Consider the following 13,062-nt stretch of genomic DNA (forward strand, 5'->3'; position numbering starts at 1 on the left):
CCGGCCCCGGCGCGGCCGCCGAGGGCGCCGCCGACGCCGCGGGGCCTCGTACGGGCCCGGGCGCGACGCCCGTCCCGGGCGGGTCGGCCGGGGCGTGGGGGGTTCTCACACCCGATGCCGACGGGCGGGCCGGCCGAGGCCGCGGCGCAGCGGACGACGCCGAACCCGCCCCCGACGACCCGAACCGCTCCCACCCAGGAGGGTCCGCATGACCGACATCCGCCACACCCACCCCCGCGCCGCCGAGGTGCTGCGCCTCGTCGCGGACGCCGCCGTCCTCCTCGACCGCGCCGCCCGCTCCGAGGCCGCGGACGGCACGCCGGTCTCCCCTGAGGCGGCCGCCACCGTCCGCGCCGAGGCAGCACGCATCCGCTCCGGCGCCGCCTCCCTCGTCGTCGTCGGCGAGAAGAAGCGCGGCAAGAGCTCCCTGATCAACGCCCTGATCGGGCACCGGGGCCTGCTGCCCGTGGAGGTCGACGTCGCCACCGGCGTCCACCTCGTCGTCCGGCACGCCGACCGCCCCTCCGCCGTCGCCCACCTGACCGGCGGCTCCGCCCCGCTCACCATCGATCCGGCCGACATCGCCGCCTACGCCGCCGTCGACCCCGTCACCCAGACCGCCCGCCGCGACGACGTCCACCACGTCGAGGTCGGGGTCCCCGCACCCCTGCTCGCCACCGGGCTGACCCTCGTGGACACCCCCGGCGTCGGCGGGCTCGTCGCAGGCCACGCCCGGATCACGATGGCGACCCTCTCCCAGGCCGACGCCCTGGTCTTCGTCGTCAACGGGTCCAGTGAACTGACCGCGTCCGAACTCCGGTTCCTGGAGCAGGCCACCGAACGCATAGCCGAGGTGGTCTTCGTCCTGACCCAGACCGACAAGTACCGCGAGTGGCCCGCCGTACTGGAACGCAACCGCGCACTCCTCGCCGAGCACGCCCCCCGCTACGCCGACGCCCCCTGGTTCCCGGTCAGCAGCCGTGCCAAGGAGGACGCGGACGCGGCGGCCGCCGCCGGCGACCGGGAGACCGCCGGACGCCGCATGGAGGCCAGCGGCTTCGGCCCGCTGACCGAGGCCCTGTCCGGCCGGATCGCCGAGGAGGCCGCAGGGCTGCGGCTCGCCAACGCCCTCCACGTCACGCTCTCCGTGCTCGCCCCCCTCGCCGCCGCGCAGGAACGCCGGCTCCGCTCCCTCGCCCAGGACCCCACGCTCCAGGACGAGGTACGCGGCCACCGCGACGCCCTGCGCGCCCTCCAGTGCTCCGACGCCACCTGGCGCGGCAACCTGCGCCAGGCCTCCCGGGAGCTGGAACGCAGGCTCCGCGTCGGCTTCCAGCGCAACGTCAACGACCTGCGCCAGCTCGCCGAGGAGAAGATCGCCGCGTCCTGCGGCCCGGACCTCGCCGGCGAACTGCCCCGGGACCTGGAGGCCGGTGTCGAGGCCATCTGGCTGGACCTCGACAACGCCACCCGGGAGGGAGTCGCCCGGCTCGTCGCCCTCATGGAACACCAGTGCCGCCTGGACGCCGGTCCGGCCGTCGCCGAACTCGCCCTCGCCCGCCCGGAACGGCTGGACGCGCTCCCCACCCTGGTCAGCACCGGCCACGACAACCGCGGCGCCCTCGCCCTCGTCGAGCGGGTCATGCCCGCCTGGGGTGCGGGCGGGCTCGCGGCCACCGTGACGGCGCTGGCCACCGGCGGCGTCCTGCTGCCGCTCGCCGCCGGATTCGGCATGATCGCGCTGCTCTCCAACCGCCGCAAGCGCCGTACCGACCTCGGCCGGGTACGCGGTGACGCGATGCGGTACGCACACCGCCTGGTGGCCGAACTCACCACCGAGATCCCCCCGGAGATCACCCGCACCGTCGACGACGTCAGCGAACGCATCACCGCGCGCATCACCGACCAGGTCTCCGCCCAGCGCGCGATCCTGGAGGGTGAACTGGAGGAGCTCCAGCGCAATCTCGCGGCAGGCCGGGAACAGCTCGCCAAGGAACGCGAGAGCGCCCGGCGCCGTTCGGCCATCCTGGGCGAGCTGATCGCCCGGGGCCGCGATCTCGCCACGGCCATCGGCCACCCGGCGGCCGCCGCCGCTGCCGCTGCCGCTGCCGCTGCCGCAGAGCGGGAGCCGGAGCCGAAGCAGGAGTCGGAGCACGCATGACGATAGGACCCACCGGCCCCACCGCGGCGGGGCCGACGGGCGAGCTGTGCAGGCGCGCCGACGCGCTCTGCCGCGTCGCCGCCCCGCATCTGCCTCCCGGCGGGCCCGTCACCGCCGCCCTGGCCGCCGTAAGGCTGCGCCTGGCCGAACCCGGTCTGCGCATCGCCGTCGGCGGCCGGATGAACGCGGGGAAGTCGACGCTCGTCAACGCCCTGCTCGGCCGCCGCCTGGCGGCCACCGGGGCCACCGAATGCACCACGCTGGTCGCCTGGTTCCGCGGCGGCGTGCAGAACCGCCTGGAGGTGCGCCGCACCGACGGCCGCCGCTACCACGTGCCCGGCCGCCCCGGCGGCGGCATCCCCCGCGACATGACCCTGCTCGGCTCGACGCGCGAGGAGATCGAGGAGATCGTCGTCGAGACCGCCGGCGGCCACGCACCGGGTCGCCCGTGGACCCTGGTGGACACTCCCGGCATGGACACCCTCAGCGGACTCGACGGCGTCGCACTGCGCGCGCTCGGCACCGCCGACGCCCTGCTGTACGTGATGCCGCACCCCGGTGCCGGGGACGCGGAGGCGCTGGAGTCGCTGCGCCGGCAGGCCCACGACCGGATGACCGCACTCAACGTCGTCGGCGTCCTCAGCCGCATCGACGAACTCGGCGACGGCACCGGCGACCCCTGGCCCCGCGCCCGCCGTGTCGCCGCCACCTACACGACCCGGCTGACCGGTCTGCTGTCCGGAGTCGTACCCGTGGCGGGCCTGCTGGCGCAGACGGCGCTGGGCGAGGAGTTCACCGAGGTCGACGCCGCCCTGCTGCGGCGCCTGGCGGCCGCACCGCGCGACGACCTGGACCGGGCGCTGTACTCCCCGCACGAGTTCCTGCACTGGCCGGACGGCCCCCTCGACGCGCCCGGCCGGGCCCGGTTGCTGGACCTGCTGGGCTGCTACGGCATCGGCGCCGCCGTGGACGCCGTACCCGCCGCGGCCGACCCCGGAGCCCGGGTGCTGCTGGCGGCGCTGCGGGCGGCCTCGGGCATCGACGCGCTCCTGGACGAGATCGGACGACGCTTCGACGCGGCCGCCGACCGGCTGCGGGCCGCCGCCGCCCTCAAGCTGCTCGACGAGGCAGCGCGTACCGCACTCGGCGGCGACGCCCCGGGCCCGGCGGCCCACCGCGCCCTCGACGACCTGCGGGCCGGCATCGCCGCCCTGCGCCGCCACCCGCTGCTGCGCCAGACCGAACTCGCCCCGGCCCTCGCCGACTTCGCCGCCGGACGGCTGCGCCTGTCCGAGCCGGACACCGCATCCCTGCTCCGCCTGGCCACCGGCACCACGACGGCCGCCTGCCTCGGCCTGCCGGAACCGGTCCCCGGTACCACGGCTTCGCACTCCGCGCACGCGGCCCGCACGGCGGCCGAGGCGGCGGCCCGCTGGCGACGGCTCGAATCGGGGCCGTCCCGGATCCTGCAACGCCACGCCCGGACGGCCCGAGAGCTGTGCGAGGAGCTCTGCTTCAGGGCCGCGGCCCCTTGATCCCGGTCCTCACCACCGGTCGTGGCCGTGGCCGTCGTCCCAGTCGGCCACGGGATGCGGGTCGGGCTCGTGGCCGTTCTCGCCGTGCACGTAGTCCGAGACCGAGGTGTATCCGGTCCCGTCGGCCGACTCGACCACATCGCTCTCGGTCAGGTGCCCCTCGTCCCAGGTCTGCTCGCCCTCGTGCCCGTCATGGCCCATGTCCGCCGACCCCTCACCGGTCCGGTGCGCGTGCTCCTCGTGCTGGTCGTGCTGGTCGTGCCGCTCGTCATGGCCGGGCGAGTCCGCGGAGTGGCCCTCCGGATCACGCTGGTGCTGCGCCCGCACCAGGAGGTACGCCCCGGACACGCCCAGGGCGGCGCCACCCGCCCGTACGCCGCGGCCGCGCCGCGCCGGAAGCCCGCCGGGCGGTGCGACCGCCACCCCGAGCGGAGCGGTGCGGCCCCGCGGAAGCACACTGATCCACGCGTCCGAGGAGAACCGCTTCTCCGGGAGGTCCACCCGCACCGGACGGAACGCGGATCCGGTCAGGCCGCCCGCACCGGTCGCGAAGGTGTCCGAGTACAGGTCGTCGGACACGATCAGCGCCATGTCGCTGCCCGCCGACTCCGCCAGGGCCGTGCGCAGTTCCGCAGAGTCCAGCAGCCGTGACGCCAGCTCCACCGACCAGGCGACGAAGCCCAGGGGTGCCCGCTGCACCGACCCCTGGGCGAGCGCGGCGCGCAGCCGGATCTGTTCGTCCGTCGCCGCCCGGGCGTTCAGCACGGGCAGCATGTCCCGCAGGCCCTGTACGAGTCCTGGCACGGCCTTCGCCTCGTCCACCCCGGCGGGCAGCAGGAGCAGTTGACCGTCGCCGCGGTCCTGCAGTGCGCACTCCTGCCGGCGCACTCCGCCGCGCTCGCAGGCGTAGTCGAGCGCGTGGGCCACACCGTCCTGGACCCGCATCTGGGCCCGGTGGCTGCGCCCGCTGTACTTCTCGACATCCACGATCAGGCACAGTCGGCGCTGCCTGCCGCCCTGTGCTCCCGTTCCGAGGCCCGCCATCGGCATCCCCCCGCATCGGCGTCCGGCCCGCCCAGGCTAGCGCCACTCCACGGCCCGGCGGGGCTCTTTCGCGACGCGGTGCCGAGCCGCCCGCCGAGCAGGAATCTCAGGCGCCCGCCGGGCGGGGGTGCAGGCCGGGGCCGACGGAGGGGCCGGCCAGGGGGGTGGGGGAGAGGTCGCTGGATTCCTCGCCCGGCTCCAGGAGCGTGTCGGCCGCACCGACGATGAGCGGATCCGGTGGGCCCACCGCCGCTTCGTCCTTGCGGTCGTAGTCCATGCGCCACAAGAGGCTCCGGATGGCTTCCAGCCTGCCCCGGCGCTTGTCGTTGGTCTTGACCACCGTCCACGGTGCGTGGTCGGTGTCGGTCGCCCGGAACATCTCGACCTTCGCGGTGGTGTAGGCGTCCCACAGGTCCAGGGAGGCCAGGTCCGTCGGGGACAGTTTCCACTGCCGCACCGGATCGACCTGGCGGATGGCGAAACGGGTGCGCTGCTCGGCGCGGGAGACCGAGAACCAGAACTTGACCAGCAGGATCCCTTCGTCCACGAGCATGGCCTCGAAGGTCGGGCACTGGCGCAGGAACAGCTCGTACTCGTCCTGGCTGCAGAAGCCCATCACCCGCTCGACCCCGGCGCGGTTGTACCAGGAGCGGTCGAAGAAGACGATCTCACCGGCTGCCGGCAGATGGGCGACATACCGCTGGAAGTACCACTGGCCCGCTTCCCGCTCGGTCGGCTTGTCCAGAGCCACGATCCGTGCCCCGCGGGGGTTGAGCCGCTCGGTGAACCGCCGGATCGTGCCCCCCTTGCCCGCCGCGTCCCGGCCCTCGCAGACGACCACCAGCCGGGCTCCGGTGTCCTTGGCCCAGCGCTGCAGTTTCAGCAGCTCGATCTGCAGGATCCGCTTGGTCCGTTCGTACTCCCTCCGCCTGATCCTGCGGTCGTACGGGTAGTTCTCCCGCCACGTACGGATCGCGGCGCCGGACGAGTCCAGCAGCACGGGCTGCTCCGGCCTGCGGTCGTCCACGCTCAGACCGGTCAGCAGGTTCTCCGCCCCGGTCCTCGGTGTCTCTCGGTCTTCCATGCCAGGCCCCTACCCACGCAATGTGACTCTACGACGCCGGCCCGGTGAGGGCGGCGGGCAAGCGGTCCCATGCGCGGTGTTCGCCCAGCGCGCGCTTCAGCTCCTCGACGGTCGCCGCGCTGTCGTCCCCGACGGCGATGCCGGGGTCGTCCGCTCCGATGCCGCACGCTTCGAGCAGGTGCTCCGCTCCGTTCCAGCCGCCGACGGCCTTGCCGTGCCGGTACGCCTCGGTGACGAGCAGCAGCACGCGCGGGTCGGGGGCTTCGGGGGGCCGGGCGGTGCCGGCCTTGGCGTCGCGGGCCCCGTAGGCGTCGGCACCGGCCCGGGGTACGCCGGCCAGCAGGAGGGCGTCGAACTCGACGGAGCGGGCGGTGGCGAAGGTCCGCTGGACCGCGATCGGCTCGCCGTCGCCGTCGAGGGTGCCACCGGTGGGGGCGACGACGAGAGGCACCATGCCCGCGTCGAGGACGGCCCGCCGGGCGGACCGTACGCCGTCCGGATCGGCCTCGGTGTCGGCGACGATGCCGATCACACGCCCGTCCGTCGGCCAGGTGCCGCCCATCTGGGAGAGCGCGGGGCTGGGGTCGGCCGCGACGAGCGGGACGGTGGCGGCGGGCGCCGGCAGTCCGAGGCCGGTGGCGACCTGTTCGCACAGCTCCGGATCGATGTTCGCCAGGACCTTCAGGGTGCGCTCCTTGACGGCCTGCTCGTGGCACTTGTTCAGCTCGAAGGTGTACGCGGCGACGATGTGTTCGCGTTCGGCCGGGGTCATGCTGAGCCAGAAGAGCCGGGGCTGGGTGAAGTGGTCCGAGAACGAGGCGGGTGCCTCACGGACCTTGCTCGCCGCCGGAACCTCCACCGGCGTTTCGACGAAGGCGCTCATGTCGGCTCCGGCCAGGAACGGGCAGCCGCCGTCGAGGCTGTTGGGCCGGTACGGCGCGACCCCCGTGTGCACGGCCGTCTGGTGCATGCCGTCGCGGAGCATGTCGTTGACCGGCGCGTGCGGCCGGTTGATCGGGATCTGGCCGAAGTTCGGCCCGCCGAGCCTGCTGATCTGGGTGTCGAGGTAGGAGAAGAGCCGCCCGGCGAGCAGCGGGTCGTCGGTGACGTCGATGCCCGGTACCAGGTGGCCGGGGTGGAAGGCGACCTGCTCGGTCTCGGCGAAGTAGTTCTTGGTGTTGGCGTTCAGCGTCATCAGCCCGATCGGCTGAACGGGCGAGAGCTCCTCCGGCACGATCTTGGTGGGGTCGAGGAGGTCCACGCCCTCGAAGGTCTGGTCGGGGGTGTCCGGGAAGACCTGGATGCCGAGTTCCCACTGGGGGAAGGCACCGGCCTCGATGGCGTCGAAGAGGTCGCGGCGGTGGAAGTCCGGGTCCATCCCGCAGATCATCTGCGCTTCCTCCCAGACCAGGGAGTGCACGCCGAGCTTCGGCTTCCAGTGGAACTTCACCAGTACGCTCTCGTCGGCCGCGTTGACCAGGCGGAAGGTGTGGACGCCGAACCCCTCCATCATCCGGAACGACCGGGGGATCCCTCGGTCGGACATGTTCCAGAGGGTGTGGTGGGTGGCTTCGGTGTGCAGGGACACGAAGTCCCAGAACGTGTCGTGTGCGCTCTGCGCCTGCGGGATCTCACGGTCGGGATGGGGCTTGCCGGCGTGGATGACGTCGGGGAACTTGAGCGCGTCCTGGATGAAGAAGACCGGGATGTTGTTGCCGACCAGGTCGAAGGTGCCCTCGTCGGTGTAGAACTTCGTCGCGAAGCCGCGTGTGTCGCGCACGGTGTCCGCCGAACCGCGGGAGCCGAGGACGGTGGAGAACCTCACGAACACGGGCGTCCGGACGTCCTTGGCGAGGAACGCCGCCTTCGACACCTCACCGGCCGCCCCGTAGCCGACGAAGACGCCGTGCGCGGCGGCGCCGCGTGCGTGCACGACCCGCTCCGGGATCCGTTCGTGGTCGAAGTGCGTGATCTTCTCGCGCAGATGGTGGTCCTGGAGGAGGACCGGACCGCGGGACCCCGCCTTCAGCGAGTGATCGGAGTCGGGCAGGCGCGTTCCCTGGGCCGTGGTCAGGTACGCGCCGCTCTGCGCCACGCGCGCCTGCTCCGCCCCCGTCGGCTGCCCGGTCGGGCTCACCGTGGCGGGACCGTCCTGGTCGGCCTTCGGGGGGAGCGGCTCGACGGGTTGCGTCGGCTCGATCAGAGGCGGTGACTCGGGGCCGGGACTGCCCGGCAGCCCGTTGTCGGCGGTGTCCTTGGCGGAATGCTGCTTCGTCATGATCGTTCTCCTTGGGGCCCCCGTCGGCGAGGTGAAGCCGCAGATCAGCTCGCCGGGTACGACGCGGCCTTGAGGCGGCGGGCGAGGTGGGCGGTGTTCGCGGCGAGCGCGGCCGTCGTGGCGGCGGTCTTCTCGGGGGTCTTGTCGAGATCCTGGTAGTCGGTGCCCTGCATGGCTTCGCCGACCCAGTAGGTGACAGCGTTCGGGGCGAGGGAGAAGCCGACGTCGTTCAGGCCCTGGAAGAGGTCGGCGCTGACCTTGTGGGCGCCGTCCTCGTTGCCGACGACGCACACCGCGGCGACCTTGCCGTAGGTGAGCGGACGGCCCTCGTCGTCGGTCTCGGAGATCTCCGCGTTCAGCCGCTCCAGGACCCGCTGGGCGGTGCTGGACGGGTGTCCGAGCCAGATCGGCGTCGAGAGGACGAGGATGTCGCAGCCCAGGATCGTGTCGCGGATCTCCGGCCAGGCGTCGCCGTCGCCCATGTCGGTCTGCACGCCGGGCTTCACGTCGTGGTCGGCGATCCGGACGGTCTTCCCGGTCACGCCGTGCTCGGCGAGGGCGGCCATGGCCTGCTCGGCCAGCAACTGGGAGCTCGAAGGCGAGGGGGAGGGGGAAAGGGTGCAGACGAGCGCGACAGCGCGGAGCGGGGTGTGGTTGTCGGGGTTCATGGTCTCCGGCTACCCGCACCCCCGCCTTTGATGTCGCGATCGCTGCGATTCATTCCGTTTGTCAGCGGTGCGCGGCTCGGTGGCCGAACCAACGGCCTCGATCACGGGGGGCGTCGGCCACCGGGGCACTGCTCTCGGCGCGGGCGTCGTCGCCTTGTCGGATCGGTTCATCGCGCTCGCGGTCCACGACGGCCGCCTCCCGGCGCGATGCGCGCAGTCCCCGCCGCGACTGCGCCGACCGACGGGCCGCACGGCGGGCGCCGATCATGACCAGAGCCAGGCCCAGAAGGGCTGCGGCTCCGACGATGATTCCGGTCAGAAACAGAGACCCGGTAGAGCCCGTGGCGTGGTAGCCGAAGATCGAGAAATCACCGCCGGCGCCCAGTTCGTGCCCCGCGCCGGTATTGCCGAATATTCCGGCCAGGCCGACGACGACGGCGGCGATCAGGATGATGAGTCCGAGGATGAGGATCATGGAATTGCTCCTTGGAACCGTGCCCGGACGAGCTGCCGGGCACGGCTGGCGCCTACCCCGGTTGCGCACCGGCAAGCGGCGCCCCGATTCACCCCTGTCCGCCCCTGTCCGGCCTGATCCGCCCGCGGCCGGGCAGGCCGCGGCTCAGGGGCGGGTCGCGTGGATGATCCAGGTCGCCGAGGCGTAGCGAACGCCGTCGCCGGTCTCGTGCGCGGTGAGGGTGGCCCGCAGGTCGTCGACCGCACGACGCCGGCCTTCGTCGTCGAGTCCGTCGAGCATCCAGCCGTGCAGTCCCAGCGTGAACCGCTCCGCGTCCGCCGCGTCCTCACCGAACCACATCGCCTCGCCGTGCGGCTCCAGCCGTACGTCCGTGAAGCCGGCGGCTCCGAGCACGGCCCGCACCCGGTCCGGATCGGCCAGCGAGAACGGCCCGGGAGCGTCCGGCGGCGGCCCGGTCATCGGCCGTCCGGCGGCCAGGGCCCGGGTGAACGCGAGGAACCACTCGTTGCCCGCCGCCTCCTGCCAGACCAGCTGTACGAGGCGCCCGCCCGGCCGCAGCGCACCGCCGATGTTCCGGAACGCGGCGACCGGGTCGGCGAAGAACATCGTCCCGGTGCGGCTGACGGCCACGTCGAAGGATGCCGCGGGGAAGGCGTGGACCTGCGCGTCGGCCTGTACGAACTCGGCGTTGTCCGTTCCTTCGGCCACCGCCCGCTGCCGCGCCACCCGCAGCATCTGCGCCGACAGGTCCACGCCCAGTGCCCGGCCGCCGCTCGCCCGCCGCGCCGCGGCACGGGTGGTCTCGCCGGTGCCGCAGCCGACGTCCAGTACCCGGTCGGCGGCGGACACGTCGGCCGCGGCGAGGAAGTGCGCGAGGTACGGGCGGATCGCGCGGTCGAACCGGTCGGCGTGCTCCGCCCAGTACGCGCCCTCCCGGCCGTCCCAGGCACCCGCCTGCTCGGCGTTCGAGGGATCGACCCGAGGAGTGCTGCTCACGGCCACCACCTCCCGTGGTTTCGGACCGCCGGTCCGGACCGTCAGGCGAGAGGAAGGCTCTGTTCGGACCAGACGGTCTTGCCTCCCATGGTGTAGCGGCTGCCCCAGCGGTGCGAGAGCTGGGCGACGATGTACAGGCCGCGACCGCCTTCCTCGGAGCTCCGCGCGCGCCGCATCCTCGGCTGCGTGTTGCTGGAGTCCGAGACCTCGCAGGTCAGGGTGTCCGCCCGGATCAGGCGGAGCCGGACCGGGCCGCCGGCGTGGCGGATGGCGTTGGTGACCAGCTCGCTGACGATGAGCTCCGTGCTGAAGGAGAGTTCGTCGAGGTCCCAGGCGGTCAGCTGGGCCAGGACGAGATGGCGCGCGTCGGCGACGACCGCCGGGTCGGGGTCGAGCAGCCACGTCGTGATCGAGCCGGGTTCCACCGCCCGGGTACGGGCCAGCAGCAGGGTGACGTCGTCCCGGAGCCTGCCCGGCGGCAGGCCCGCCACGATGTCGTGCCGGGCCTCCCGCAGCGGCCGGCCGAGCACGTCCGAGCGCAGCAGCCGGTCCGCCAGGTCGCGCATGCCGTGGTCGATGTCCCCTTCCCCGCGTTCGATGAGGCCGTCGGTGTAGAGGGCGAGGACGCTCCCGGGCGGCAGCTCGCGTTCGACCGGTTCGAAGGGCCAGCCGCCGACCCCGAGGGGCGGGCCGGGGCTCAGTTCGACGTACTCGACGGTTCCGTCCGGGCCGACCACGGCCGGCGGCGGGTGGCCCGCGCTCGCCATGACGCAGGTCCGGGTGACCGGGTCGTAGACGGCGTACAGGCAGGTGGCACCGGCCGGTCCGGACGGCAGTGGAATGCCCGCGTCGCCGTCGTCCGGGTCGCCGTTCTCGGCCTCGGAGGCGAACTGCAGGACCATGTCGTCCACGTGCGCCAGCAGCTCCTCGGGTTCCAGCTCCAGGTCCGCCATCGCGCGTACGGCGCTGCGCAGGCGTCCCATCATGGCCGTGGCGTGCAGCCCGTGACCGGCGACGTCCCCGACCACCAGGGCGACGCGGGCCGACGACAGGGGGATGACGTCGAACCAGTCGCCGCCCACTCCGCTGTCCGCGTCGGCGGGCAGGTAGAGCCCGGCGGCCTCCAGCGCGGGCTTCTCCGAGGTGGCCGGCGGCAGGAGGCTGCGCTGCAGTCCCACGGCGGTGCGGCGTTCCTTGGTGTACCGCCGCGCGTTGTCGACGGCGACGGCCGCGCGGGCGGCGATCTCCTCCAGGAGGGCGAGGTCGTCCTCCTCCGGCGGAGCGGCGTCGCCCGTGCGCCAGAGCGTGAGCCTGCCGAACCTGATGCCCCGCGCGCACAGCGGGGCCGTCATCGCCGAATGCGCGTCCGGGACGGTCATGGCCCATTCCGGGGGCGCGTCGTGCCCGGAGCCCGTGGGCGGGTCACCGAGGCCGGTGACCAGCTCTCCCCGGCACTCCGGCGCCCCCGGTGCGGCGAGCGGCGCCGCGAACTGGGCGGTGCCCGTGCGCAGGGCCTCCGATTCCGTTCCGGCGACGGCCATCCGGATCAGGGGCAGCGTGAGCTGCCCGTCGGCGGGCGGTTCACCGCCGGTCAGCACGGTCTCCGCGAGGTCCACCGCGGCGCAGTCGCCGAACGCGGGCGCCAGGACCTTCACCAGGTCCTCCACGGTGCGCAGCACGGACAGCGAACCGCCCAGTGCCCCGGTCGCGCGGTACAGCAGGTCCAGGCGACCGCGGGCGCGTTCGTGGTCGGTGACGTCGGTGAACACCGCCGCCACCCCCATGGGGTGCCCCTCGGGTTCCTGGAGCCGGAAGGCCTGGATGGTGACGATCCGGCCGCCTCTGGGGTCGTCGAGGGTGCGTACGGTCGTGTTGAAACCGACCAGGGGGGTCCCGCTGTGCACGACGTCCCACAGCCGGTCGTCGATGGTCCGCGCGTCCTCGGCCCACAGGAAGTCGGCCAGCCGCCGGCCGCGCAGGTCGACGGGCACCCCGGTGTACGGCAGCAGGTGCGAGTTCGTCCGCAGCAGCCTCAGGTTCCTGTCGAAGACGGCCAGGCCCACGCGGCCCTGCAGGAACAGTTCGTGCGTGAAGGCGTGGTCCTGCCGCCATCGGGCGACCAGGTCCAGGGCCGCGCCGAGTACGAGGAACCGGGCCGTGTCGTGCCGCATGCCGTCGTTCAGCGGCAGGACGCGGAAGCCGATCTCCAGCTCGCCGCCCGAGCCGTGGCGCAGTGTGGCACGGCCCTCCCAGCCCTCCGCGCCCTCCGGACCGCCGGGCCTGCCGCCCTGGGCCAGCACCGCGTCCCAGCCGCCCGCGTCCGCGAGGAGGTCCCGGGCCGGCCGGCCGCACACGTCGGCGGACCGCCGCTCCAGGAGGGCCTCGGCCGCCCCGGTCCAGGCGACGACCGTCCCGGCGCCGTCCAGCAGGGCCGCGGCCGTGTTCGTGACAGCGAAGGGATAGTCCTGGTTGCTCTCGGTGGCGCGCATGCGTGCCCATCTCGTCCGCCGGTCCGCTGTTCTCATGCTGGCCGATGTCCGCGGCGGGAGCCAGGGGCGTTGCGCCGTCCGGTGGCCCGGATCCGGCCCGGATCCGGGCCGGACGGTCAGTTCACGCGTTCGACGCGTGCTCGTCGGATGAGGTTCTTTCCGGGTTCTCGGACCTTGTCGAAGGCTGCGTTGTTGAGGAGGACGCAGCTGCCGGAGGGGCCGTTGACGGTGACGGTCGTGGCTTGGCCGTTGTCGAGGTTGGTGACCTTCAGCTTTGTTCCGACGGGGAAGGTTCCGCTGGTGGCCGCCGGCGGACCGGCTTCGCCCGACAG

9 protein-coding genes and 2 pseudogenes are annotated in these 13,062 nt (G+C 73.5%); 3 read left to right on the forward strand and 8 right to left on the reverse strand.

Annotated features, from left to right (window positions below; translation table 11 throughout):
* The 3 genes and pseudogenes from E6U81_RS40680 to E6U81_RS38890 form a co-directional block, all read left to right on the forward strand.
* Positions 1-212, forward strand: a pseudogene (locus E6U81_RS40680) (hypothetical protein); the annotation flags it as partial.
* Entirely contained in the window at positions 209-2,161 is a 1,953-nt protein-coding gene (locus E6U81_RS38885; protein WP_136234709.1) for a dynamin family protein, read from the forward strand. The pseudogene E6U81_RS40680 and the gene E6U81_RS38885, both read left to right, overlap by 4 nt.
* Positions 2,158-3,696 (forward strand): GTPase, encoded by a 1,539-nt coding sequence (locus E6U81_RS38890; protein ID WP_136234710.1) that lies wholly within the window; start codon positions 2,158-2,160, stop codon positions 3,694-3,696. The genes E6U81_RS38885 and E6U81_RS38890 overlap by 4 nt, the downstream gene beginning before the upstream one ends.
* Before the next feature lie 9 nt (positions 3,697-3,705).
* On the opposite strand, the gene E6U81_RS38895 is transcribed toward E6U81_RS38890, so the two are convergent.
* The 8 genes and pseudogenes from E6U81_RS38895 to E6U81_RS38930 form a co-directional block, all read right to left on the reverse strand.
* The gene (locus tag E6U81_RS38895; RefSeq protein ID WP_136234711.1) at positions 3,706-4,740 is read right to left on the reverse strand and encodes a hypothetical protein; all 1,035 of its coding nucleotides are present in this window, start codon (positions 4,738-4,740) and stop codon (positions 3,706-3,708) included.
* 106 nt (positions 4,741-4,846) lie between these two features.
* Entirely contained in the window at positions 4,847-5,824 is a 978-nt protein-coding gene (gene ppk2, locus E6U81_RS38900) for a polyphosphate kinase 2 (protein WP_136234712.1), read from the reverse strand.
* Between the two features lie 28 nt (positions 5,825-5,852).
* Positions 5,853-8,102 (reverse strand): catalase, encoded by a 2,250-nt coding sequence (locus E6U81_RS38905; RefSeq protein ID WP_136234713.1) that lies wholly within the window; start codon positions 8,100-8,102, stop codon positions 5,853-5,855.
* Positions 8,103-8,146: 44 nt separating this feature from the next.
* Entirely contained in the window at positions 8,147-8,770 is a 624-nt protein-coding gene (locus tag E6U81_RS38910) for an NAD(P)H-dependent oxidoreductase (protein WP_136234714.1), read from the reverse strand.
* 61 nt (positions 8,771-8,831) lie between these two features.
* A complete protein-coding gene (locus tag E6U81_RS38915) occupies positions 8,832-9,245 on the reverse strand; it encodes a hypothetical protein (RefSeq protein WP_240804276.1) in 414 nt (137 codons plus the stop codon).
* A gap of 144 nt (positions 9,246-9,389) precedes the next feature.
* Positions 9,390-10,241 (reverse strand): class I SAM-dependent methyltransferase, encoded by an 852-nt coding sequence (locus E6U81_RS38920; RefSeq protein ID WP_136234715.1) that lies wholly within the window; start codon positions 10,239-10,241, stop codon positions 9,390-9,392.
* Between the two features lie 41 nt (positions 10,242-10,282).
* The gene (locus tag E6U81_RS38925; protein ID WP_240804277.1) at positions 10,283-12,730 is read right to left on the reverse strand and encodes a SpoIIE family protein phosphatase; all 2,448 of its coding nucleotides are present in this window, start codon (positions 12,728-12,730) and stop codon (positions 10,283-10,285) included.
* 116 nt (positions 12,731-12,846) lie between these two features.
* Positions 12,847-13,062, reverse strand: a pseudogene (locus E6U81_RS38930) (septal ring lytic transglycosylase RlpA family protein); the annotation flags it as partial.

Source organism: Streptomyces sp. A0592, assembly GCF_004795115.1.
In the GTDB taxonomy this organism is placed as follows: Bacteria; Actinomycetota; Actinomycetes; order Streptomycetales; family Streptomycetaceae; genus Streptomyces; species Streptomyces erythrochromogenes.